The following is a 22,177-nucleotide window of genomic DNA, read 5'->3' as shown; positions in this document are numbered from 1 at the left end:
GGAGCCCGTTGATGGACCACCTCACCGTGTCAGAGCTGCCCGCCGCCGTGGCCGATGGACTGGCCGCCGGCACACTCGCCCCGTACCTGGGCCCGGCCATGCTCGGGCTGTGCAGCGGGCCTTCGGTCCCAGCGACGCCCGCTGACCTGGCCGCGGTGCTGACCGCCCGGGTGTCGGTGCCCGGCAAGATCCGCAACCGGCTGACGGCCGCGGCCCAGTTCATCGAGAACTTCAAGCACCGCAAGACGCTGGTGGCGGCGATGGACGAGGCCTACGCGGCCACGCCCGAGCCCTCGGCATTGCACCGCTGGCTGGCCGCCTTGCCCGCACCGCTGATCGTCGACAGTTGGTACGACGGCACGATGCGCCTGGCCCTGGCCGCCCGTAGCGACTGGGCCGAGGTGCAGGGTCTGTCGCAATCCGAGCACTTCGGCACCTGGGTGGGCTGGTATGCCGCCGGTGGCGAGGCCCGGCCCGATCCGATCGGCGCCCCCACCGTGCTCTACAAGCCCTGGGGCGCCCGGCTGCCCGCGCACAACTACCTCGTCTCCGACAGCGACTTCGTCGAGGTGCTCACCGAGATCGACATCCAGACGCCCATCCCGGCGCTGGTGCAGCAACGCCGCTCGGCGCTGGGCTTCGTGTTCCTTGGCTGCCGTTTCAACGATCAACTCCCCCGCGCCTTCGCGCGCCAGATCCTCAAGCGCTCGAAAGGGCCGCATTTCGCGGTGCTGCCCGAAGAGCCCACCCGCATGGAAGCGCGCTTCCTCGCCGAGCAAGGGATCACCCGCATCGCGCTGCCGTTGATCGACGTGGCGAGGCAACTCACCCAGGGCGCCGCGCTCACCACCTGACCACCACCCCCACTCCACGGAGAAGCCCCATGGCCACCCTCACCATCCTGCCCAGTGGCACCACCATCGAGGCCGAGAACGGCACGTCGCTGATGCAGGCGATCATCAACGCTGGCGAGAAGCTGTTGTCCAAATGCGGAGGCCAGGCCAGCTGCGGCGCGTGCCACGTGTTCATCACCGCTGGTCGCAAGGGTGTCTCGAAGATGACGCCCGCAGAGAACGCCAAGCTCGACACCATCGTCGGCGTGGGCAGCAAATCGCGCCTGGCCTGCCAGGCCACACTGCTGGGCACCGAGCCCGTCACGGTCGAACTGCTCGGCGCCTTGTCAGGCTGAAAGGCACCAGCGCCACACCATGTACCACCGCTCGCTCTACGACATCGTGATGGACACCGGCCGCTCCATCGGCTTGCTCACCGAGGCGATGCAGGACGAGGACGAGCTCTTCGCGAGCACGCTGACCTTGCGCGCCGTCGAAGCCGAGCTGCTGATCATGGCGCACACCTTGGGCAACGTGACGCCCGCGCTGCAGCAGCGCCTGCTTCAGGTGGACTGGAACGGCTGGGCGGTGCTGCACGAGAAACTGCGCCACGGCATCCAGCCGCGGCGCGAAGAGATCTGGTACGCGATCAACGGGCTGGTACCGCAGACGATGAGCCTGCTGGCCGATCTGCGGCGGCGCCAGCCCGTCTGGTTCGAAACCGGCTACTGACGGGCCACCACCCCATCGCTGGAGTTCAGCGCGGCACTTTGGCGCGTTCGCTCGCGCTGTAGTGGCTGAAGTGGCCTTCTCGCGCCGCTTGCCGCCGGCCCGAGGCCACCAGAGCCGCCGTCTTGCCAGCCGGTGCGATGCGCGAGATGGCGCGCTCCAGATCGGTCGAGCCGCAAGCCGGGCACTGCGGCGCCGCACCGCCGCGCACCAGCAGCTCGAAACCAGCCTGGCAGGCGCGGCAATGAAAGTCATACAGCGGCATGGGGCACCTCACACCGGCCGGTTGGCATACAGGTCGCGCACCGGGCCCATCCGCTTCAGGCCTTCTTCGTAGCTGATCTTCGGGAAGCTCTGCGCGAAGCCCATCGCCTTGTCGACGATGGCATCCACCTTGCCTGCCGTGTCCAGGCGCTTCAGCTCATTCTTCTCCAGGTAGAGCAGCTCCAGGATCTCGTTGTAGACCGTGGCTTCGTCGATCGGCAACACGTGGAAGGTCGCGCCGCCGTAGTCGACGTGGTAACGGGTCGACAGATCGATGTTGTCGCAATAGACGAAGTAGCGCCCCTGAGGAGACAGGCCATCGCCCAGCACGTCAGCCAGCAGGGCCAGGTACTCGAAGCTGAGGAGAAAGCCCGCGAAGAAGGCGATGTGACCGTCACCGGCGTGTGCGGCGGCGATCACTTGGTCGCTGCTGATCTCCGGCGGCCGGGCTTCATCGGCCATCTTCGCGGCGAACTTCAACGCGATGTCGCCACGAAAGCCGACGCGGCCTGGCTTCTTGGTCGCGCCTTTGAGAACGCTGTTGAGCAGGCGCCCTTCGGCTTCGAGGCGGCCGAGCGCCGTGTCATGGATCGAGGTGGTCATCGTTCAGCTTTCGTGGGTGGAGAAGGTGGGGAGGGCTGGTTGCGCAGGAAGTCGGCCACCTTGAAGAAGGCTGCTTCCAGTTCACGTTTCAGATCGGCATCGGGGCACACCTGGGCCAGGGCCGAGCGCATGCAAGCCATCCACGCATCGCGGGCAGCGTCGTCGATGGCGAAGGGCTGGTGCCGCATGCGCAGACGCGGTGGCCCGCGCTCGGCCGTGTAGCCTTTGGCGCCGCCCATCCACTCGCACAAATACGTGACCAGCACGGCCTTCGTGTGGGTGAGGTCGCGCTCATGCATCGCGCGGATGGCGGCAGCGGCGGGCTCGGTCTCCATCGCGAGATAGAAGGCCTCGACCAGCCGCACGATGGCCTCACGCCCACCGATGCGTTCGTAGTGAGTGTGGCGCGATGCGTGGGCCTGAAGGCGCACGGTGCTGGCGGTGTGGATGGGGAGCATGAGCCCTCTACTGCAATGGCTGTACCAGCCGATCGCCCGTCGATTCCACGCCCGGTGGAAGGCCAATTGATGGCATGACGCACAAGGCCCTCGGCACCGTGGTTTGTCGCATTCCGAACAATCGACACGACGCGTCTGCGCAGACCGCTCACGACGATTTCCCTAGTGAAAACAAGCACTTGCGGCTTCGAAGGCACATGGCACGCAGGTTGCGATAGACAGGCTGCGCGGACCCATGTCTGCCCGGACGGCTTGAGAAGAAGACCGACAGAGGCGCCAAGGCTGCATCGAGATCGCGACGACCGTTCAACGTCATCTCAACCTCGCATCGAACCCTTCAAGATCGGAGTTACGAATGTCTGCACTTCGGCAAATCGCCTTCTACGGCAAAGGTGGCATCGGCAAGTCCACCACCTCTCAGAACACCCTCGCCGCGCTGGCGGAGATGGGTCAGAGGATCCTCATCGTGGGGTGCGACCCCAAGGCCGACTCGACCCGGCTGATCCTGCACGCCAAGGCGCAGGACACCATCCTCTCGCTCGCCGCCGAAGCCGGCTCGGTGGAGGATCTCGAAATCGAAGACGTGATGAAGATCGGCTACCGCGACATCCGCTGCGTGGAATCCGGTGGCCCCGAGCCGGGCGTGGGCTGCGCAGGCCGCGGCGTGATCACCTCGATCAATTTCCTGGAAGAGAACGGCGCCTACGAGGGCGTGGACTACGTCTCTTACGACGTGCTGGGCGACGTGGTCTGCGGCGGCTTCGCGATGCCGATTCGCGAGAACAAGGCGCAGGAGATCTACATCGTGATGTCCGGCGAGATGATGGCCATGTACGCGGCCAACAACATCTCCAAAGGCATCTTGAAGTACGCCAACTCCGGCGGCGTGCGCCTGGGTGGCCTGGTGTGCAACGAGCGCCAGACCGACAAGGAGCTTGAGCTGGCCGATTCCCTGGCCAAGAAGCTGGGCACCAAGCTCATCCATTTCGTGCCGCGCGACAACATCGTTCAGCACGCCGAGCTGCGCCGCATGACGGTGATCGAGTACGCGCCCGAGTCGGCACAGGCCGCCGAGTACCGCACGCTGGCCAAGAAAGTGCACGGCAACGCCGGCCAAGGCGTGATCCCCACGCCCATCACGATGGATGAGCTGGAAGACCTGCTGATGGAGCACGGGATCATGAAGGCCATCGACGAGACCCAGGTCGGCAAGACAGCTGCCGAGCTGGCGGCCTGAGTCGCGCGCTCACCAACGCCCCCAAGGTGGCGCGCCCTGCGGGGCCGCCACCCTTCTCGACCGCATTTCGGAGCAACCACGATGAGCATCACCGTTGAAGAGCGCAAGGCCGCGAACAAGGCCTTGATCGACGAAGTCCTGAAGGCCTACCCGGAGAAGATGGCCAAGCGCCGGGCCAAGCACCTGGGTACCTTCGACGAAGGCAAGCCCGATTGCGGCGTGAAGTCCAACATCAAGTCGCTGCCGGGCGTGATGACGATCCGCGGCTGCGCCTATGCCGGATCGAAGGGCGTGGTGTGGGGCCCGATCAAGGACATGATCCACATCTCGCACGGCCCGGTCGGCTGCGGCCAGTACTCGTGGGCCGCGCGTCGCAACTACTACATCGGCACGACCGGGATCGACACCTTCGTGACGATGCAGTTCACCAGCGATTTCCAGGAAAAGGACATCGTCTTCGGTGGTGACAAGAAGCTCGACAAGATCATCGACGAGATCCAGGAACTGTTCCCGCTGAACAAAGGCATCTCGATCCAGAGCGAGTGCCCGATCGGCCTGATCGGCGACGACATCGAAGCGGTGTCGAAGAAGAAGGCCAAGGAGTACAGCGGCCACACCATCGTGCCGGTGCGCTGCGAGGGCTTCCGCGGGGTGAGCCAATCGTTGGGCCACCACATCGCCAACGATTCGATCCGCGACTGGGTCTTTGAGAAGGTCGACCCGAACAAGCGGCCGGACTTCGTCTCGACGCCGTACGACGTGGCGATCATCGGCGACTACAACATCGGCGGCGATGCGTGGTCGAGCCGCATCCTGCTCGAAGAGATGGGCCTGCGGGTGATCGCGCAATGGTCGGGCGACGGCACCATCGCCGAGCTGGAGAACACGCCCAAGGCCAAGCTCAATGTGCTGCACTGCTACCGCTCGATGAACTACATCAGCCGGCACATGGAAGAGAAGTACGGCATCCCGTGGGTGGAGTACAACTTCTTCGGCCCGACGATGATCGAGAAGAGCCTGCGCGAGATCGCCAGCCATTTCGACGACACGATCAAGGCCAAAGCCGAGGCGGTGATTGCCAAGTACAAGCCGCTGATGCAGGCGGTGATCGACAAGTACAAGCCCCGGCTGCAGGGCAAGAAGGTGATGCTGTTCGTGGGCGGCCTGCGGCCGCGGCACGTGATCGGCGCCTATGAAGACCTGGGCATGGAAGTGGTGGGCACCGGCTACGAATTCGGCCACAACGACGACTACCAGCGGACCACTCACCACATCAAGGACGGCACGCTGATCTACGACGACGTGACCGGCTACGAATTCGAGAAGTTCGTGGAGAAGGTGCAGCCCGACCTCGTGGGCTCGGGCATCAAGGAAAAGTACGTGTTCCAGAAGATGGGCGTGCCATTCCGGCAGATGCACAGCTGGGACTACTCCGGCCCGTACCACGGCTACGACGGTTTCGCGATCTTCGCGCGCGACATGGACATGGCGATCTCCAGCCCCGTGTGGGGCCTGGCCAAGGCGCCCTGGAAGCGCTGACGCGCCTCGCCCTTCATGCCTGACGGCGGCCGGCGTCGACCGGCCGCACTCTGCCCCCCATCCTGCAGGAGAACGACATGCCTCAGAACGCCGACAAGGTCATCGACCACGAGCTGCTCTTCCGCGAGCCCGAATACCAGCAGCTGTTCGCGAACAAGAAGAGAGAATTCGAGTTCAACCACCCGGACGCCCAAGTCGCCGAGATCCGCGACTGGACGAAGTCGAAGGAATACAAGGAGAAGAACTTCGCCCGCGAAGCGCTCACCGTGAACCCGGCCAAGGCCTGCCAGCCGCTGGGTGCGGTGTTCGTGGCCAACGGCTTCGCCAAGACGATGAGCTTCGTGCACGGCAGCCAGGGCTGCGTGGCCTATTACCGGTCGCACTTTTCGCGCCACTTCAAAGAGCCGACCTCGTGCGTGAGCTCGTCGATGACCGAAGACGCCGCGGTGTTCGGTGGGCTGAACAACATGATCGACGGCCTGGCCAACACCTACAACCTCTACAAGCCCGAGATGATCGCGGTGTCCACCACCTGCATGGCCGAGGTGATCGGTGACGACCTGAACGCGTTCATCAAGTCCGCCAAGGAAAAGGGCAGCGTGCCGACGGAGTTCGACGTGCCGTTCGCCCACACTCCGGCCTTCGTCGGCAGCCATGTCACCGGCTACGACAACGCGCTGCTGGGGGTGCTGCAGCACTTCTGGGACGGCAAGGCCGGCACGGTGCCGGCGCTGGAGCGCCGCCCCAACGACAGCATCAACTTCATCGGCGGCTTCGACGGCTTCGTCGTCGGCAACATGAAGGAGATCCGCCGCATCTTCGATCTCTTCTGCATCGACTACACCGTACTGTGCGATCCGTCGGAGGTGTGGAACACGCCGACTGATGGTGAATTCCGCATGTACGAAGGCGGCACGACGAAGGAGGAGGTGGAGCGGGCGCTGCACGCCAAGGCCACCATCGTGTTCCAGGAGTACTGCTGCGAGAAGACCATCAAGTACCTGCGCGACAAGGGCCAGGAGGTGGTGGTGCTCAACAGCCCGATCGGGGTGTCGGGTACCGATGCCTTCGTGATGGCGCTGTCGCGCCTGTCGGGCAAGCCGGTGCCCGCGCAATTGGAGAAAGAACGCGGCCAACTGGTGGATGCCATGGCCGACAGCCAGGCCCACCTGCATGGCAAGCGCTACGCGATGTACGGTGACCCGGACATGATGCTGGGTCTGACCCAGTTCCTGCTCGAGCTGGGTGCCGAGCCCGCCCACGTGCTGGCCACGAACGGCGGGGAAGACTGGGCCACCAAGGTGCGTGCGCTGTTCGATGCCTCGCCGTACGGCCAGGGCTGCCAGGTGCACCCCAAGCGCGACCTGTGGCACATGCGCTCGCTGCTGCACACCGAGCCGGTCGACTTCCTGATCGGCAACACCTACGGCAAATACCTCGAGCGGGACACCGGCACACCGCTGATCCGCATGGTGTTCCCGATCTTCGACCGGCACCACTACCACCGCTACCCCATCTGGGGCTACGAGGGCGCGATGCGCACGCTGGTGATGCTGCTGGACGAGTTCTTCGAGACCCTGGACGCGAACACCATCGTGCCCGCCAAGACCGACTACTCGTACGACATCATCCGCTAGGCCCCTGCCCCGCGCCCACCGAGCAGACGCCAAGCGAGATCGCAACCACGGGAGCCCTGCGATGAGTGAACACCCACCGGTCTTCGTGAAGCAACTGGCCGACGGCCGGTTGGTCGAGGTGATCGGCCGGTTCGTCTGCATCGGGGGGCAGCCGGAGTCCGACGAATTGGTGGTGATCGACGAGCACCCGAACCGCCAGGCCATCCTGCGGGCGGTGCCCGGAGCCACCCACGTGGCGGGGCGGGTGCCATTGACCATGCCGCAGGCCTCGGTCGCGCAGGCGGCGCTGCGGCGCCTTCACGATGCCTTCGACGGCAGCCCGCACGCCGTGCGCGAGCGGCTGCGGCGAACCGTCTGGCAGAAGGCGTTGGCCGAAGGCGCCGAGTGATGCGGCCCGCGATGGAAGGGCACACGCAACGCCACGGGGCACCCCCATGATCTACATCGTCGAAGTGCCACCGCGGGGCGAGCCGCGTGCCTGGTTCGCCTACGGCGAAGACGACCTGCTGCGCAAGGTGGCCGCCACCGACAGCCGGGCCGCCCACGAGATCTGGGACCGTGCGAGCGCTCGCGAGCTGCTGGACCTGTTCGACGAGCAGCCGGACAGCCCTGGGGTGGCTGAGCGCTGGCCGGCCATCGCCGAACTGGGCGTCTCGCTCGGCTGGGACACACCGCTGTTCCGGGCCGACTACCTGGCCGAGCCCGGCCTCTACGCGGCCACCCCCATTCACTTGATCGACGCCTGCCGCGCCGCGTTGAAGGCCCGCGGGGGAGACTGGCGCTTCTACGAGAACGAACCCCACGCGCTGGCCGCCGCCGATGCGCCGGATGCGCTGTACGACCGGCCCGGTGGCTGGCGCGCCCGCTGGGCGCTGCGCGAGCAGCTGATCGCCGTCGAAGCCCTCGCCGACGACCACTGAGGGACCTCTCGATGCGCCTTGACGCGAACGACTTCGAGCTGCTGGGCCTGCCCGTGCGCCATGCCCAGGACGCGGCCACGCTGGACAGCCGCTGGAAGGCCCTTCAGGCCCAGGTGCACCCCGATCGTTTCGCCGCCGAAGGCGCAAGCACGCAGCGGGTGGCGATGCAGTGGGCCCTGCGCGTGAACGAGGCTTACCAACGCCTGAAAGACCCGCTGAGCCGCGCCGCTTACCTGTGCGAGTTGCACGGCCAGCCCGTTCAAGCCGACACCCACACCGCGATGCCGGCAGCCTTCCTGATGCAGCAACTGAGCTGGCGCGAGGCGCTGGAGAGCGCGGAAACCGCCGAGGCCGTCGAGGCGCTGGCTGACGAGATGGCGCTGCAGCGCATCAGCCTGTTCGCCCGACTGGCGGCACAAATCGACAACGAACACGATTGGCCCGGCGCCGCCGCCCAGGTGCGGGCACTGATGTTCATCACCCGCTTCGCTGAAGACATTGACCGGCGGCTGGATGCGCTGGTGAATTGAGCCGCCCACCGGCGCTTCGGCGGCCCGCACCGATTGCCATACCGGCCCAGTTGGGCTTCTTGCCAGCTATGGACACGCGCTTGGCAGCGGCCTGGCCCTTGCCCAGAATCAGCCACTGGACGGGATACAGGCCCATCAGAGGCCGAACGACACCATGGGCTTCAACCCCTACACGGGCGAGGCGCACCCATGCTGGCACTGCACCTGGTACGACGGCATGGCCGGCCAGGGCACGTGCGCGCAGTGCGCCAAGCCCCGCGCCGCGCGCCTGTGCGCCACGCCGGAGTACGGCTGCGCCTTTTGGGAACGCGACCCCGGCAGCGACGACGAAACCCTGAGCCCACAGCAGATGGCCACCGCGTGGCGCCACCTGCGCTGGCCCGAACCGGTGTTGAGGCGAGCCCCTCGCGGCGGTCGAGAGGCGCCGCACCTTCGCTCCAGCCCTAGCCCCAGCCCCAGCCCCCTGCCTCGAAGCCGATGAACGACGAACGACGAACGACGAACGACGAACGACGAACGAAAATTGCACCAGGAGGCCGCGCTCATCGGCGGCAATGGCATGAGTTCTCGATTCTTCTTCCTTTGCCTCTTCGCGCTGCTCGTCGGCGAGGCCAGCGCTCAATCATTCCGCATGGATTGCAAAGACCCCCGCGGCGACAACGTCGAGAAGGGGTTGATCGCCGGGCTGGCGCCGGGCGTGGTCACGCGGGTGTCGGAGCATCGCCTGCGCGTGCGGTCCGCGAGCGGCACGCAGGACTTCGTGGATGAACCACCGCACGACGAGCCGTTCGGCGGCGTGCACTACTACTTCTGCGATCGGAAGGAGGGATGGATCCTGCTGATGAAGCTCGATCAGACCCTGTCCACCGGAACGCTGGTGAACGAAGCCACGGGCAAGATCACCCCGGGCGGCGAGACGGTGCTGTTTTCGCAGGACAAGCGGGCTTACCTCGTCTCTGAACAACCCAATGGGATGGACGGCAACACGTGGGCGATCTATGCGACAGATGGTCGCCAATCCTGGTCGGGCTACAACTTCATCGTTGGCCAAGGGCCCAACCTCACCGCCCATGCCTACCTGAGCGAACCCACCTGGACAGCCACCGGCGAACTCATCGCCCAGGCGACTTGCACCATGAACCTTGAAATCACCTGGCGAGCCAAGCTGGTCAAGAAAGACGGCGAATGGAACTGGCAGCCCAAGAAGCCTTGCCCGGCACCACGCCGCAAGTAGGCTTCACCAGGCCAGAAGAAGAAGAAGAAGAACGCGAGCCGCTGCCACCAAAGAAAGAGGCCATTGCCCAGGGCAACGGCCTCGGCCGCACTCATCTCGCCGACAGACTGAACCGCCGGCGCGTCTTCAGCATCACACGCAGATGCCAGCCTTGGTGGTGGCCGAGACGGGGATGCTCAGCGTGGGCTGCGACGACGAGGTGATGACCAGGTTGTAGTTGACCCAGCCGGCATACGGGCAGCCCGAGTCGAACACCAGACGCACGCTGCAGGTACCGCCCACCGCCAGCGTGGCGCCGGTGCAGGTGTCGAAACCAATGTTCACTTCACCCACCGAGCCACCCGTCAGGTTCAGGCTGGCGCTCAGGTTGGAGGCGAAGCCCGGCCCCTGGTTGGTGATCGTGATCGTCTTGAGGTACACCCGGCCGCCTTGGCCGGAAAAACTGACCGGATTGGGAGAACCCACGATACCGGCATGTACAGCAGTGGCCGCGATCAGTGATGTGATCGCGAGAGCAGCAGAACGGAATCTCACGGAAAGCCTCCTGGTTGACGTCGTGTCGTACCGCTTTTGGCGTCGACCACCGAGTATGTCAGCCACGGCGCGTGGCAACCAAATGCCGAGTTATGAGCATGGATTAACATCTCCGGAGAAACCCGGGAATTTGCCGACGATCCGCCTCGTCACATCGATTCCAGAGCACACTTGCAAGCCCCTGTGGGAGAAAACCCCTCAGATGATCAGGGCCCGCGTTTCGTTGCTGCTGCGCGTACTATCTTATGCAGCGCTCTTGCCCGCCATTGTCTGGATCATCCAGGAAAACTCGCGCCCCGCCAGGCCGGCGTGCTCCACCATGAGCTGCATGGGCACCGGCATCGGCGACGCCGTGCTCATGCTGGCCATCGTCGGCGGCGCTCTCACCATCGGAACCCTGCTGAACGTCGCTGGATTCCTGTGTCAGGCACGGCCCCGATCGATGGCGCGCAAGCTGGAGATGTCGCTGCTGTTCGTGGCGCCGTTCAGCTTGATCCTCGCATTGGGGGTGGCGTTCGTGAGCTGAAGGTCTGGCCTGTCTTCACCAGCACTAGGCCGGGTCTCGTCGACACGGCAGCACAGGTCGCCGAACAGCGGAAAGACGGGTGGACCGGCAACGAAAAACAAAAACGGGCCCGAAGGCCCGTTTTTGCTACTGCTTTGGCGGAAAGGGGGGGATTCGAACCCCCGATACGGGAGGACCCGTATGCCGGATTTCGAATCCGGTGCATTCGACCACTCTGCCACCTTTCCTGATCTCGGCACCCGTGGTCATTGGGTGAAGCCGCGCATTCTAGCTGAAGTTTTGGCCTCTCTATTCGTACAGGCCAGCGGTCTCATCGTCAGCTCGCATCAGGGCCATCAGTTCGGCTGCGGGGGGCATGCGGGCTGATCCGTCGGTGCCTTCGAGCAGCAGGTCGGCCAGCTCGCGCTTGTCGCGGTGCAGGGTGAGGATCTTCTCTTCCAGCGTGCCCTGGTTGACGAGGCGGTAGACGGTGACGGGCCGCTGCTGTCCGATGCGGTGGGCGCGGCCGCTGGCCTGGTCTTCGGCGGCCGGGTTCCACCACGGGTCGGCGATGACGACGTAGTCGGCCACCGTGAGGTTCAGCCCGAAGCCGCCGGCCTTGAGGCTGATGAGGAATAGGTCGCCCTCGCCGGCCTGGAAGGCATCCACCCGCTTCATGCGCTCGGCGGCTGGCGTGGAGCCATCGAGGTATTGATAGACGATGCCGGCTTCGTCCAGCGGCTCGCGCAGCAGCGACAGGAAGTCGACAAACTGGCTGAAGACCAGGGCCTTGTGCCCGTTGGCCACCAGCTCGGCCGCCAGCTCGGCAAAGGCCTGCACCTTGGCGCCTTTGGCGCTGAGGTGCGGGCTGACGAGGCGAGGGTCGCACGCGGCGCGGCGCAGGCGGGTGAGGCCGGCCAGCACGTTGAGGTGGGCCTGGCCAGGGGCATCGCCTTCGAGGCTGCGCTCGGCGGCGATGAGGGCATCGCGGCGCAGCGCTTCGTAGTGGGCGGCTTCGGCATCGTCGGCCTGCACGCGCAACACCAGCTCGGTGCGCGGCGGCAGGTCGTCCAGCACCTGGGCCTTGGTGCGCCGCAAGACGAATGGGGCGATCAGGCGGCGCAACTGCTTTTGCGCATGCTTGTCGCGCTGACGCTCGATGGGGCCGGCGAAGCGTTCGGCAAAGCGGGTCGCGCTGCCGAGCAGGCCGGGGTTGCACGCTCGCATGATCGACCAGAGCTCGCCAAGGCGGTTTTCCACCGGTGTCCCCGAGAGCGCCAGCCGAAAGCCCGCCTTCAGCGCAAAGACTGCCTGGCTGCGCTTGGCGGCAGCGTTCTTGATGGCCTGGGCTTCGTCCATCACCAACGTGCCCCATTCGACACGGGCGAAGGCCTCGTCATCGATTTGCAGCAGCGGGTAAGACACCAGCAGCACACTGCCTGGCTTGGCGGCGGCGATCAGCTTCTCGCGCTCGCCGGGCGGGCCGCCCTCGGCGTAGACCTGCACCTGCAGCGAAGGGGCGAAGCGCCGCGCTTCGGCGCGCCAGTTGCCCACCAAGGACGTGGGCGCCACCACCAGGGCAGGCCCCTGCCCCGCGCGGGCCAACAGCACGGCCAGCGCCTGAAGCGTCTTGCCCAGACCCATGTCGTCGGCCAGGCAAGCCCCCAGGCCCGCATGCGACAGGCGCATCGCCCACTCGAAGCCTTCTTCCTGGTACGGGCGCAGGCTGGCCTGCAGGTTGGATGGCAACTGGGGCAACAGGCGGCGGGCCTCATCCAACCGCTGCAGACGCAAGGCAAACTCGGCATCGAATTCGACACGCGCACCTTCCAGCGCCTGTTGCAACCACGGCGCCGCCACGGTGGGGATGCGCAGCGCCGCCAGGTTGGCGCCGGCGCGAGCCTCTGACACGGCGTTGAGATCTTGCAGGCGCTCGCGCAACTCTTGAGTGAGCGCCAGATAGCGCCCCTCGCCCAGCGGAATGAAGCGGCTCTTGGCCGCGGTGGCGCCGATCAGCTGTTGAAGCCCCAGCACCAGCTCTTCGTCGATCTTCAGCTCGCCTTGCACCGCCAGCCATTCCTGCCGGGTGTGCACCTGCAGGGAGAGTTGCCCCAGCCCGGCGTTGTCGACGCGCAAGGCCTTGCCTTGCGGCCAATCCAGCGAGACCGCCCCCGCGAGCCGGTGCAAGGCCTCGACCATCGCCAACGCGAGATCGGTCTCGTCCACCTGCCACTCGCAGGGGGCACCGGGCTCAGGCGGCGGCAGCATGGGGCAGGCGTCGAGCACCGCCTCCAGATGGGCGCGTTCGCGGGCCAGGTCGCGCTGCACGCCCAGGGCCTCGCCGCGCAGCGTGGCCACCACCCGCGAGCGCCCACTGCCCGGCACCAGGCGCGGGCCGTCGGCGCGGTAGTCGTCGCCGAAGGGAGCGGCCACCAGGCGAAGTTGCAGGCCGTCGCCCACGGGCATCAGCTCGGCGCGCAGCCGATGCACGGCGGGCAGCTCGCGCGCGGCCTGCGCCGTGGCACTGTCGTCGGCATGGATGCGGAAATGGCTACCCAAACCGGTGAGCACCTGCTGCAACTGTTCGGCCCCTTCGCGGGGAATCTCCAGCCCTTTGGGGCCCAGCAGCTGCGCCACGCGCTTTTGCGCGGGCGACAGGCGAACCAGGCGCGCTCGCTGCGGCGATTCACGCAGCACGCACACCTGCCGCAGGGCATCCAGCTCTTTCTGCTCAGCGGCGCTGCCCGCCCAGCGCGGCGCTGCCGCGTCGTGGCCCACGTTCATCGGCGGCAGCATGCGCACGCGCAGCATGTCGCCTTCTTGCACCACATCCAGCTCGGGGCCCGATTCGGTCAACTCGACCAACTGTTCCGGCGCATCGGCAAAGGCCACGGCGGGGTGCCCCACCAGGGCACCAATGGCAGCGCTCAGGTCGAGCCGGCAGCCACGCCCATAGCTTTCTTGCCGGATGGCCGCCGCCATGGCCGCGTCATACGGCGCCAGCGCATTGGCGCTGCGCTGAAGGCGGGACAGCGGGATCTCCTTCGGCTTGCCCCAGCCGCGCGCGCCCTGCTTTTGCTCGTGGGGCACGATGTCGAGCAGCTGCCCCTTGTCGTTCACCTCCACCAGCCACACCGTTCGGCTGGGCGAAGCGTCTCGGGGCTTGCCGTCCGACGCGGCTTCTTCGCCACTGGCGATCGCGCCAAGCGCGCTCAGCGCCGCCTGCCAGGCCGATTCCGGGCCGGGCACAAAGAACCAGCTCGGCGCCCGCTCGCCGGCCAGCACCTGCATGGCCGCATCCAGCTCGGCGGCCAGGCGGTCGAGCTTGGCCTCCAGCAACTGGGCCTTCAGCATCGCCGCCGCCTGGGCCTCTTCGGCCGACAAGGGTTCGGGTTGGGCTCCCTGCTTGAGCCAGGCTCGCATCAGCCAGCGCCACAGATCCAGCGGAGAAGCGTGCCCATGGAGCACCGCCCGCGCGGGCCGGAACGGGGCCAGAGAGCGGGGCTCGTCGCCCAGGTGCATCCGCAAAGCCAGCGCCACGAAGCCGTACGGCGTGTCCAGCACGGGCTCGCGCTTGCCACCTTCGGCCAAGCAGAACTTGAGGGCCTTGGCATTGGCCGCCGCCGTGCGCTGGCCCAACAGGCTCACCACATAGCAAAGGCCGGCCGCCAACGACAGCAGGTTGTTGCGGCGTTGGCTGGTCTTGCGCAGCACGCCAATCGATGCATCGAACATCGCCTCGGCATCGGCCCACTGCCCGGCTTGCGCCAGCATGGCCGCTTGGAAGCAGGCCCGGCCCGCGGCGAGGCTGGGCATCGCATCGTCGGGCGGCGTCGGCATCAACGCGGCCAGGGTGTCGGTCTCGCCGCTGAAGATCAGGTAGTCGCCAAATGTCCAGCGCAGCCACTCGACAGACGCCGTCATCTCGGCATCGAGGCCCTCGGCGGCGAGCCAACGCAGGGTGTGCTCGCGCACGGACAAGCGCTGCTCATCGACCCAGTTGTTGGTCCAGGCGCGCCAGATGCCCAGCAGGCACTGAATCTGCCAACTGGCATGCAGGCGGACGAAAATCGAATCGTCGTTCAACTCACTCAACGCGACGGAGCTGAGCGAAGCGGCCTCGACACCCCACGGCATGCGGTCGTCGAGCGCCGTCAACTTCTCGACCGACGCCCCCGACAGCATTTCCAACCGCACCAGCGCCAGCGCCGCTTCAAGCGTGGGAACGCGGGCCGGCCTCAGGCGCCCGGCAAACGAGAGTTCGCCGTAACGGTCGGCCCCGGCCAGAGCGCGGCGCAAGGTTTCGACCGGCAGGCGCGTCAAGACATCGTTCAGCACGCCGGGAAGGTGGTCGGCATTCACCACCCAGAAGCCTGGCTTGCGGCCGTGCTCGACGATCAGGCCGCGGCGGTGAAGGCCGGCGATGGCAGCGCGGACCTCATCGATCGATGCGCGTGTCTTGGCCTGCTCGCGCACACCGGGCTGAGAGAGGAACTCCACCACCCAGGTGCGTGGCCTGGGTGCAGCGCCGATGGCCAGCGCCACCAGCACATCACGCTCGGTAGGCTGAGGGGCCGAAGCCCCCAGTTCGCCGAAGAGGCCCTGCTCGTCGCTCACGCGGCCGGCGCCAGCATCGTCAGGCCGCCCAAGTAAGGCCGCAGCGCCTCGGGCACGGTGATCGAGCCATCGGCGTTCTGGTAGTTCTCCAGCACGGCCACCAGCGTGCGCCCCACCGCCAGGCCCGAGCCGTTCAAGGTGTGGACGAGCTCAGGCTTGCCCTGCTGCGTCTTGAAACGGGCGCCCATGCGGCGGGCCTGGAAGGCGCCCATGTTCGAGCACGAGCTGATCTCGCGGTAGGTGTTCTGCGCGGGCAGCCACACCTCCAGGTCGTAGGTCTTGATCGAGCCGAAGCCCATGTCACCGGTGCACAGCAGCATCGTGCGGTAGGGCAAGCCCAGCTTCTGCAGGATGGCTTCGGCATGGCCTGTCATCTCTTCGAGCGCAGCCATGCTGTTCTCGGGGTGCTCGATGCGCACCATCTCGACTTTGTCGAACTGATGCTGGCGGATCATGCCGCGCGTGTCGCGCCCGGCCGAGCCGGCTTCCGAGCGGAAGCAGGGGCTGTGCGCAGTGAGCTTGATGGGCAGTTGCTCGGCCTGCATCAGCTCGCCCCGCACGACGTTCGTCAGCGAGATTTCCGAGGTCGAAATCAGGTACTGCTCGGCCTGGCCTTCGTCGCCGCCACGCAGCACCCAGAACATGTCTTCTTTGAACTTGGGCAACTGGCCAGTGCCTTCAAGGATCTCGCGGTTGACGATGTACGGCGTGTAGCACTCGGTGTAGCCATGCTCCTGGGTCTGCACATCCAGCATGAACTGGGCGAGCGCGCGGTGCAGCCGGGCCACGGGGCCCCGCATGAAGGTGAAGCGCGAGCCGCTCAGCTTGGCACCGGTCTCGAAATCGAGGCCGAGCGGTGCGCCGAGATCGACATGGTCTTTCACCGGAAAGTCGAATGCGCGGGGCTCGCCCCAGCGTCGGATTTCGGCATTGCCGGTTTCATCGGCGCCCACCGGAACGCTCTCGTGCGGCAGGTTGGGAATGCTCATCAGCAAATGCGCCATCTCGGTCTGCAGCGCATCCAGCCGCTCAGCGCCCGTCTTCAGCTCATCGGCGATGCCGGCCACCTGGGCCATCAACGCCGAGGCGTCTTCGCCCTTGCCTTTGGCGATGCCGATCTGCTTCGAAACGCTGTTGCGCTGGGCTTGCAGCTCTTCGGTGCGCACTTGCAGGCGCTTGCGCTCGGCTTCGAGCGCGGTGAAGGCGGCCACATCGAGGAAGGGCTGCGGAGTCTTGCGGGTTTCCAGGCGCTTGACGACGGCGTCGAGGTCTTTGCGCAGCAAGGTGATGTCGAGCATGGTGGTCTCTTTGTCGAAACTGGGGCGGATTGTAGGAAGGCCTACCGCCACAAAAAAAGAAAAGGCGCCTCATGGGTGCATGGGCGCCTGTCGCAGGAGTTGCGAGCGCCGTCAGGATCGAGACGAAGAGAACTCGGCCATCGACTTGTCGCCCAGCCCCATCGGCAGCGGGAACTGGATGGTCTCTTCGACGCCGGGCAGCGTACGAACCGACAACGCGCCGAGCGACTTCAAGCGGGCGATCACCGCGTTGACCAGCACCTCGGGCGCCGATGCGCCGGCCGTCAAACCCACGCGTGGGCGCTCGTCGAGCCAGGTCTCTTGCAGGTCTTCGGCCGCGTCGACCATGTAGGCCGGCGTGCCCAGGCGCTCGGCCAGCTCGCGCAGGCGGTTGCTGTTCGAGCTGGTGGGGCTGCCGACGACGATCACCACATCGACCTGCGGCGCCATAAACTTCACCGCGTCCTGCCGGTTCTGGGTGGCGTAGCAGATGTCTTGCTTCTTCGGCTCGCGCACCAGGGGGAACCGGGCCTTCACCGCGGTCAGGATCTCGGCTGCGTCGTCGACGCTGAGCGTCGTCTGGGTGACCACCGCGAGCTTGTCGGGTCGGGTGACCGGCGCGGTGGCCACGTCAGCCACGTCTTCGACGAGGTAGATGCCCTCGTGCAACTGGCCCATCGTGCCTTCGACCTCGGGGTGCCCCTTGTGGCCGATCATGATGAACTCGTAGCCTTCTTTTGCGAGCTTGGCCACCTCGACATGCACCTTGGTGACCAGCGGGCAGGTGGCGTCGAAGACCTGGAAACCGCGCTTGGCCGCTTCGGCGCGCACGGCCTTGGGCACGCCATGCGCCGAGAACACCAGCGTGGCGCCGGCCGGCACATCGGCCAGGTCTTCGATGAAGATGGCGCCCTTGGCCTTCAGGTCGTTGACCACATAGGTGTTGTGAACGATCTCGTGGCGCACATAGATGGGCGCACCGAACTTCGTCAGCGCACGCTCGACGATCTCGATCGCTCGATCGACGCCGGCGCAGAAGCCGCGCGGCTCAGCCAGGATGACTTCGTGGGGTTGGATGGCCATGGTCAGAAGACTTTCGCGCTCAGAGTACACCGATCAGGCGCACCTGGAAGGTCACGGCCTGGCCAGCGAGCGGATGGTTGAAATCAAACAACAGCCAATCGTCGCCGCATTCGCGCACGACGCCGGCGAACTTGCCCTGGCCGTCTGGCGTGGGGAACTCGACCACATCACCCACGTGGTACTCGGCTTCGGGATCGCCGTGCTGTGCCAGCAGGCTGCGCTTGACCCGTTGCAGCATCTCGGCGTTGCGGGGCCCAAAGGCCTCGCCGGGCGCGAGCACGAAAGTGGCTTCGGTGCCCTCTTCCAGGCCCATCAGCTTTTGCTCGATGGCGGGCGCCAACTGGCCCGCGCCCACGGACAAGGTGGCCGGTTGCCCCCCGTAGGTGCTGACGACATCGGCCCCATCAGGGCCCGCCAGTCGGTAGTGAAGGGTCAGGAACGACCCGGATTGGACGGTTTTCACGCGGGGAGTATCCCGTTAGGCCCGCGCCGCATCCCGCCGAAGGGGGATCGATACCGCGGCCCTGGGTTGATAGGCTTTGACCCTCGATTTTAGAAGGCCGCACCCCAAGCCGGTGCCGGCCAGGCCGCGGAGGGAGCGGTATTCCATGACGATCAAGGACCTGCCGGCCGCCCTGCGGCCGCGCGAAAAGCTGCTGGCGCATGGCCCGGCAGCCCTGGCCGATGCCGAGCTGGTGGCTTTGCTGCTGCGCACCGGCATGAAGGGCAAAGGGGTGTTGACCCTGGCCCAAGAGCTGCTCGATGGTTTTCAGGGCGTGGCAGGCCTGCTGCACGCCACGGCCGACGGATTCACCCGGGTCAAGGGCCTGGGCCCCGCCAAGCGGGCCGAACTCACGGCTGTGATGGAGCTGGCACGGCGCGCGCTGGCCCAGCAGCTGCGTCACGCACCCGTGTTCGATTCACCGGCCAAGGTGAAAGACTTCGCCGCGCTGCGTCTGGGGGGCCTGGGCCACGAGGTGTTCGCGGTGCTGTTTTTGGACAGCCAGCACCGCTTGATCGAGTGGCGTGAGCTGTTCCGCGGCACGCTGACGCAGACCAGCGTCTACCCGCGCGAGGTGGTGCGCCACGCGCTCGATTTGAACGCCGGTGCGGTGATCCTCGCCCACAACCACCCTTCTGGCCTGGCCGAGCCTTCGCGCGCGGACGAGTTCCTCACCCAGTCCCTCAAGAGCGCGCTGCAGCTGGTGGACGTCAAAGTGCTCGACCACCTCGTCGTGGGCACCGGCCAAGTGGTCAGCTTTGCGGAGAGAGGGCTGCTGTAGCAGCGCGGTCACTTCGCAGCATCACCAGATCGATCGGCCGATATGCGCAGACTTGGAGGATCCCTATTGGCTGGTTTCGATCTTCAGCATCTCGAATTCAATCCGGCCGCCGACCGGCTTGATGCTGACAATCCGCTGCAACTGCGGGGTGCCCACCTTGTACAGCCGGCCGCCCGACTCGGCCTTGTCGTCCTTGTTGCAGGTAAGTACCTTCTTGTCGGACGACGCTGTGCTGGTCGCGTGGGGGCCTGAGCAATCGAGCACGGTGCCGTAACGGCCCATTGCATCGCGGTAGAAGCCGGCGATCTTGTCGACGGGATCGGGGCTGGTGTACTTCACCAGCATCAGCTTGAAGCCCAGCGAGCCGCCCCACAGGGAGAGGTTGAGCGCCCCTTTGTCGCCATCCTTGTCGACATGGAGGCTGGCGCCAGGATATGCCGGCAATCCCACGTCGGTTGCCGTGGACTTGTCGTTCAGCTCAATGCCGGCGCCGGCAGCACGGCAGATGGCCGGCAAGGCGGCCACGGCGACGGCGAGGACGGCGAAAGCCAGCGTCGAGGTCAACGGGTGCAGCTTTGAAGCAGGCGTCATCGGAATGGCTCACGGTGGATCGGATGGCTCAAGCGTAGGAACAGCACAACGGCCTGGCGAGCGCAAAGCGACACACTGCAGCGCCGCGCGACAGCCTGCAGCGGCACGGGCACGGCTTGCCATGCCGCGACAATCGGCCCCATCGTGAAGTCGAACAGCCTGAAAGACCTGGGTGCCCTGCGCGATGCGATGCGCGCCGCCCAGGCTGAAGCCGCCGCAGCCCGCGCCCGCGAAGCGGCCGAAGCCGCACGGCGCGAGCGCGAGCGCCATGCTTTTGCCCACGCCGTGGGGCCGGTGACGCCCATGAAGGCCCCCAGGAGGGCCGAGCGGACGGCTCCCTTGCCGACGCCGGAGCCACGCCAACGCGAGCTGGACGAACAAGCGGCCCTGCGGGAGGCGCTCTCGGATGAAGTGGACGTCGAGACCCTGCTGCTGACCGACGACGGGCTGAGCTTTCGCCGGCCGGACGTGGGGCCGGACGTGCTGAACAAGCTGCGCCGAGGCCAGTGGGCGATCCAGGGTCAGCTCGATCTGCATGGCAAGCGTCGCGACGAAGCGCGCGAGGCCCTGTCCAGTTTCATCCGCCAAGCCCACCAGCAGGGGCGCCGGTGCGTGCGGGTGGTACACGGCAAGGGGCACGGCTCGCCCGGCAAGACGCCGGTGCTCAAGTCGAAGGTGCAGCGCTGGCTGGCACAGCGGCGCGAAGTGATGGCGTTTGCCCAAGCCCCGGGGCCACAAGGCGGTGCGGGGGCCTTGGTGGTGTTGCTGGCCTCGAAGTAGCCACAGCCGGCTCGGCCCGCAGAAACGGCTGCCCGAGCCCTGGGCTCAGGGGGCCTTTTCCGCCACCGCCTTCATGTTGGCCAAACCTCGTTCGAAGTCGGGGCCGACCATGCTGTCCATGCTGGTGAACACCGTCATGAGCTTGGTGGTGAAGCTGGCCGGGCCGTGCATCACCCAAGTCACTTCGGTCGCGGGCCCCTGCGGGGTGAATGCGAAATCAGTCAGGTTGTGCGATTCGAAGGGATCGAAGAAGTCGAGCTGGATGTGGATCTTCGACGGCGACTCGGACGCTTTGATCTCCATCCGGCCCGAGCCCACGTCCTTGTTGCCCTGCCAGGCGTACGTGGCGCCCACACCCGAGGTGGGACCACCCAGGGTGCGCTTCATCGCCGGATCGAGCTTTTCCCACGGTGACCACAGCGGCCATTGGTGGAAATCGTTCACCAAGCCGTAAACCCGCTCGGGCGGCGCCTGGATCAACATCCTGCGCTCGACGCGGAACGTGTCGGGCCGCGTGGCGGCAAAGACGAGCAGAGCCGCCAACGCGAACAACAGAGCCAGACCCACCTTCTTCAGCATCGCATCCCCCAAAGCTACCCCGCGCGCCAGGATTGAGCGCCCTCGGATGATGCCGCCAGAGGCCCGGGCAGACATCTGGAACCATCCCTCATGACACCAGTCACCTGGGGCTGGCCTCTAAGTGGTATCTATCCAGTAGCCATGGCCGATCCACCGCAGAAAGTGGAACGCCATGCCACCTTTTCACCTGGGTCAATGGTGAAAAGTTGAGATCCGATCAGGGCTGTGAAACGCCTCTTTACACTTCAGCGTGCGCTCAACTGGTTCTATACTGGTTTTAACTGAGTGGCACCAAGAAGCCCCTGACGCAGACTGCACTTCGCGTTGATCGAAGCGCCCTAGTGATCTGGGCCCACCTTCAAGGAGCATTCGCCATGAACTTCCCCGAGAGCGCCGGACGGCGCCTCAGTCGCCTGGACTGGCTCGCCGCGTTGTCGGCAGCCGTTGCGGCCACCGCCGTGATGGTGCCGGCCACCAGCAGCGCCTCCTCTTTGAGCGGCGACATCATCGCCCTGGCACCAGCCTGCCAGCCGTGGGACGCGGCCGTCGCCTACGTGAAGGGCGAGACTGCCACCCGCAACGGCGTCAGCTACATGGCCAATTGGTGGACGCAAGGCGATGACCCTGCCACCCACAATGGCCCGGATGGCAGCGGCCAGCCCTGGACGCAGATCAGCTCCTGCGGCACACCGCCTCCGCCGCCCCCTCCCCCCCCGCCGCCGCCGCCCCCGGGCCAATGCGACCCGTGGAACTCTGCGGTCAAGTACGCCAAGGGCAACCTGGTCACCGAAGCGGGCCAGGGCTACAAGGCCATGGCCAAGTCGATCAACAAGGATCCGGCCACGAACAACGGGCCGAAGGGCAGCGGTGAGCCGTGGACGAAGACCGGCAAGTGCAACAACCCGCCGCCGCCTCCCCCCCCC

The 22,177-nt window shown here is 66.2% G+C and carries 25 protein-coding genes and 1 tRNA gene; 15 read left to right on the top strand and 11 right to left on the bottom strand.

What is annotated here, in order from left to right; translation table 11 throughout:
- Positions 1–11 precede the first annotated feature (11 nt).
- The 3 genes from AACH06_RS21345 to AACH06_RS21335 are packed head-to-tail and all read left to right on the top strand — an operon-like array spanning position 12 to position 1,565.
- Positions 12–854: an SIR2 family protein gene (locus tag AACH06_RS21345; protein WP_341427796.1), complete on the top strand. Its 843-nt coding sequence runs from the start codon at positions 12–14 to the stop codon at positions 852–854.
- A 29-nt stretch (positions 855–883) separates the two neighbouring features.
- On the top strand, positions 884–1,189 hold the full coding sequence (locus AACH06_RS21340; RefSeq protein WP_341427795.1) for a 2Fe-2S iron-sulfur cluster-binding protein: 306 nt from the start codon (positions 884–886) through the stop codon (positions 1,187–1,189).
- Between the two features lie 19 nt (positions 1,190–1,208).
- Entirely contained in the window at positions 1,209–1,565 is a 357-nt protein-coding gene (locus AACH06_RS21335; RefSeq protein ID WP_341427794.1) for a ribonuclease HepT family protein, read from the top strand.
- 25 nt (positions 1,566–1,590) lie between these two features.
- Here the strand turns inward: AACH06_RS21335 and AACH06_RS21330 are convergent, their stop codons facing one another.
- The 3 genes from AACH06_RS21330 to AACH06_RS21320 are packed head-to-tail and all read right to left on the bottom strand — an operon-like array spanning position 1,591 to position 2,887.
- Positions 1,591–1,827 carry an FmdB family zinc ribbon protein gene (locus tag AACH06_RS21330; RefSeq protein WP_341427793.1) on the bottom strand — a complete coding sequence of 79 codons (237 nt, stop codon included), beginning with the start codon at positions 1,825–1,827 and terminating at the stop codon, positions 1,591–1,593.
- Positions 1,828–1,835: 8 nt separating this feature from the next.
- Positions 1,836–2,429 (bottom strand): hypothetical protein, encoded by a 594-nt coding sequence (locus AACH06_RS21325; RefSeq protein ID WP_341427792.1) that lies wholly within the window; start codon positions 2,427–2,429, stop codon positions 1,836–1,838.
- Positions 2,426–2,887 carry a group II truncated hemoglobin gene (locus tag AACH06_RS21320; RefSeq protein WP_341427791.1) on the bottom strand — a complete coding sequence of 154 codons (462 nt, stop codon included), beginning with the start codon at positions 2,885–2,887 and terminating at the stop codon, positions 2,426–2,428. Before AACH06_RS21320 ends, AACH06_RS21325 begins: the two co-directional genes overlap by 4 nt.
- Positions 2,888–3,242: 355 nt before the next feature.
- Between AACH06_RS21320 and nifH the strand changes: the two genes are divergently transcribed.
- From nifH to AACH06_RS21280, 8 genes are all read left to right on the top strand, one after another.
- Complete coding sequence (gene nifH / locus AACH06_RS21315) at positions 3,243–4,124, top strand: nitrogenase iron protein (RefSeq protein WP_341427790.1); 882 nt, start codon at positions 3,243–3,245, stop codon at positions 4,122–4,124.
- A gap of 81 nt (positions 4,125–4,205) precedes the next feature.
- Positions 4,206–5,663, top strand: a complete 1,458-nt coding sequence (gene nifD, locus AACH06_RS21310) for a nitrogenase molybdenum-iron protein alpha chain (RefSeq protein ID WP_341427789.1) — start codon at positions 4,206–4,208, stop codon at positions 5,661–5,663.
- Between the two features lie 77 nt (positions 5,664–5,740).
- Positions 5,741–7,300, top strand: a complete 1,560-nt coding sequence (gene nifK / locus AACH06_RS21305; protein ID WP_341427788.1) for a nitrogenase molybdenum-iron protein subunit beta — start codon at positions 5,741–5,743, stop codon at positions 7,298–7,300.
- A gap of 61 nt (positions 7,301–7,361) precedes the next feature.
- The gene (locus AACH06_RS21300; RefSeq protein WP_341427787.1) at positions 7,362–7,688 is read left to right on the top strand and encodes a hypothetical protein; all 327 of its coding nucleotides are present in this window, start codon (positions 7,362–7,364) and stop codon (positions 7,686–7,688) included.
- A 46-nt stretch (positions 7,689–7,734) separates the two neighbouring features.
- Positions 7,735–8,220 (top strand): hypothetical protein, encoded by a 486-nt coding sequence (locus AACH06_RS21295; protein ID WP_341427786.1) that lies wholly within the window; start codon positions 7,735–7,737, stop codon positions 8,218–8,220.
- An 11-nt stretch (positions 8,221–8,231) separates the two neighbouring features.
- On the top strand, positions 8,232–8,750 hold the full coding sequence (gene hscB, locus AACH06_RS21290) for a Fe-S protein assembly co-chaperone HscB (protein ID WP_341427785.1): 519 nt from the start codon (positions 8,232–8,234) through the stop codon (positions 8,748–8,750).
- Between the two features lie 154 nt (positions 8,751–8,904).
- Positions 8,905–9,231, top strand: coding sequence for a hypothetical protein (locus AACH06_RS21285; protein WP_341427784.1), 327 nt, complete (start codon positions 8,905–8,907; stop codon positions 9,229–9,231).
- A gap of 78 nt (positions 9,232–9,309) precedes the next feature.
- The gene (locus AACH06_RS21280) at positions 9,310–9,984 is read left to right on the top strand and encodes a hypothetical protein (protein WP_341427783.1); all 675 of its coding nucleotides are present in this window, start codon (positions 9,310–9,312) and stop codon (positions 9,982–9,984) included.
- A 132-nt stretch (positions 9,985–10,116) separates the two neighbouring features.
- Here AACH06_RS21280 and AACH06_RS21275 read toward each other — a convergent pair whose 3' ends face one another.
- Positions 10,117–10,518, bottom strand: coding sequence for a hypothetical protein (locus AACH06_RS21275; protein ID WP_341427782.1), 402 nt, complete (start codon positions 10,516–10,518; stop codon positions 10,117–10,119).
- Positions 10,519–10,774: 256 nt separating this feature from the next.
- Here AACH06_RS21275 and AACH06_RS21270 point away from each other — a divergent pair, with 256 nt between their 5' ends.
- Entirely contained in the window at positions 10,775–11,044 is a 270-nt protein-coding gene (locus AACH06_RS21270; RefSeq protein ID WP_341427781.1) for a hypothetical protein, read from the top strand.
- Between the two features lie 135 nt (positions 11,045–11,179).
- On the opposite strand, the gene AACH06_RS21265 is transcribed toward AACH06_RS21270, so the two are convergent.
- The 5 genes from AACH06_RS21265 to AACH06_RS21245 form a co-directional block, all read right to left on the bottom strand.
- Positions 11,180–11,271: transfer RNA gene (locus AACH06_RS21265), tRNA-Ser, on the bottom strand.
- A 61-nt stretch (positions 11,272–11,332) separates the two neighbouring features.
- On the bottom strand, positions 11,333–15,640 hold the full coding sequence (locus AACH06_RS21260; protein WP_341427780.1) for a DEAD/DEAH box helicase: 4,308 nt from the start codon (positions 15,638–15,640) through the stop codon (positions 11,333–11,335).
- A complete protein-coding gene (gene serS, locus AACH06_RS21255; RefSeq protein ID WP_341427779.1) occupies positions 15,637–16,938 on the bottom strand; it encodes a serine--tRNA ligase in 1,302 nt (433 codons plus the stop codon). Before serS ends, AACH06_RS21260 begins: the two co-directional genes overlap by 4 nt.
- Before the next feature lie 111 nt (positions 16,939–17,049).
- The gene (gene ispH, locus AACH06_RS21250) at positions 17,050–18,021 is read right to left on the bottom strand and encodes a 4-hydroxy-3-methylbut-2-enyl diphosphate reductase (RefSeq protein WP_341427778.1); all 972 of its coding nucleotides are present in this window, start codon (positions 18,019–18,021) and stop codon (positions 17,050–17,052) included.
- A gap of 19 nt (positions 18,022–18,040) precedes the next feature.
- Complete coding sequence (locus AACH06_RS21245) at positions 18,041–18,484, bottom strand: FKBP-type peptidyl-prolyl cis-trans isomerase (RefSeq protein ID WP_341427777.1); 444 nt, start codon at positions 18,482–18,484, stop codon at positions 18,041–18,043.
- 145 nt (positions 18,485–18,629) lie between these two features.
- Here AACH06_RS21245 and radC point away from each other — a divergent pair, with 145 nt between their 5' ends.
- On the top strand, positions 18,630–19,304 hold the full coding sequence (gene radC / locus AACH06_RS21240) for a RadC family protein (protein ID WP_341427776.1): 675 nt from the start codon (positions 18,630–18,632) through the stop codon (positions 19,302–19,304).
- A gap of 63 nt (positions 19,305–19,367) precedes the next feature.
- On the opposite strand, the gene AACH06_RS21235 is transcribed toward radC, so the two are convergent.
- The gene (locus tag AACH06_RS21235) at positions 19,368–19,895 is read right to left on the bottom strand and encodes a hypothetical protein (RefSeq protein ID WP_341427775.1); all 528 of its coding nucleotides are present in this window, start codon (positions 19,893–19,895) and stop codon (positions 19,368–19,370) included.
- A 144-nt stretch (positions 19,896–20,039) separates the two neighbouring features.
- Here AACH06_RS21235 and AACH06_RS21230 point away from each other — a divergent pair, with 144 nt between their 5' ends.
- The gene (locus AACH06_RS21230; RefSeq protein WP_341427774.1) at positions 20,040–20,675 is read left to right on the top strand and encodes a Smr/MutS family protein; all 636 of its coding nucleotides are present in this window, start codon (positions 20,040–20,042) and stop codon (positions 20,673–20,675) included.
- 45 nt (positions 20,676–20,720) lie between these two features.
- Here the strand turns inward: AACH06_RS21230 and AACH06_RS21225 are convergent, their stop codons facing one another.
- Complete coding sequence (locus tag AACH06_RS21225) at positions 20,721–21,254, bottom strand: SRPBCC family protein (protein ID WP_341427772.1); 534 nt, start codon at positions 21,252–21,254, stop codon at positions 20,721–20,723.
- Between the two features lie 374 nt (positions 21,255–21,628).
- On the opposite strand from AACH06_RS21225, the gene AACH06_RS21220 reads away from it, so the two are divergent.
- Positions 21,629–22,177, top strand: a 549-nt coding sequence (locus tag AACH06_RS21220) for a carbohydrate-binding protein (RefSeq protein ID WP_341427771.1), incomplete at its 3' end; no start/stop codon positions are given.

The organism is Ideonella lacteola (assembly GCF_038066555.1).
GTDB classification, from domain to species: Bacteria; Pseudomonadota; Gammaproteobacteria; order Burkholderiales; family Burkholderiaceae_C; genus Ideonella; species Ideonella lacteola.
The sequence above is the reverse complement of the archived record's forward strand: the minus strand, read 5'-3'. Positions and strand labels throughout refer to the sequence as shown.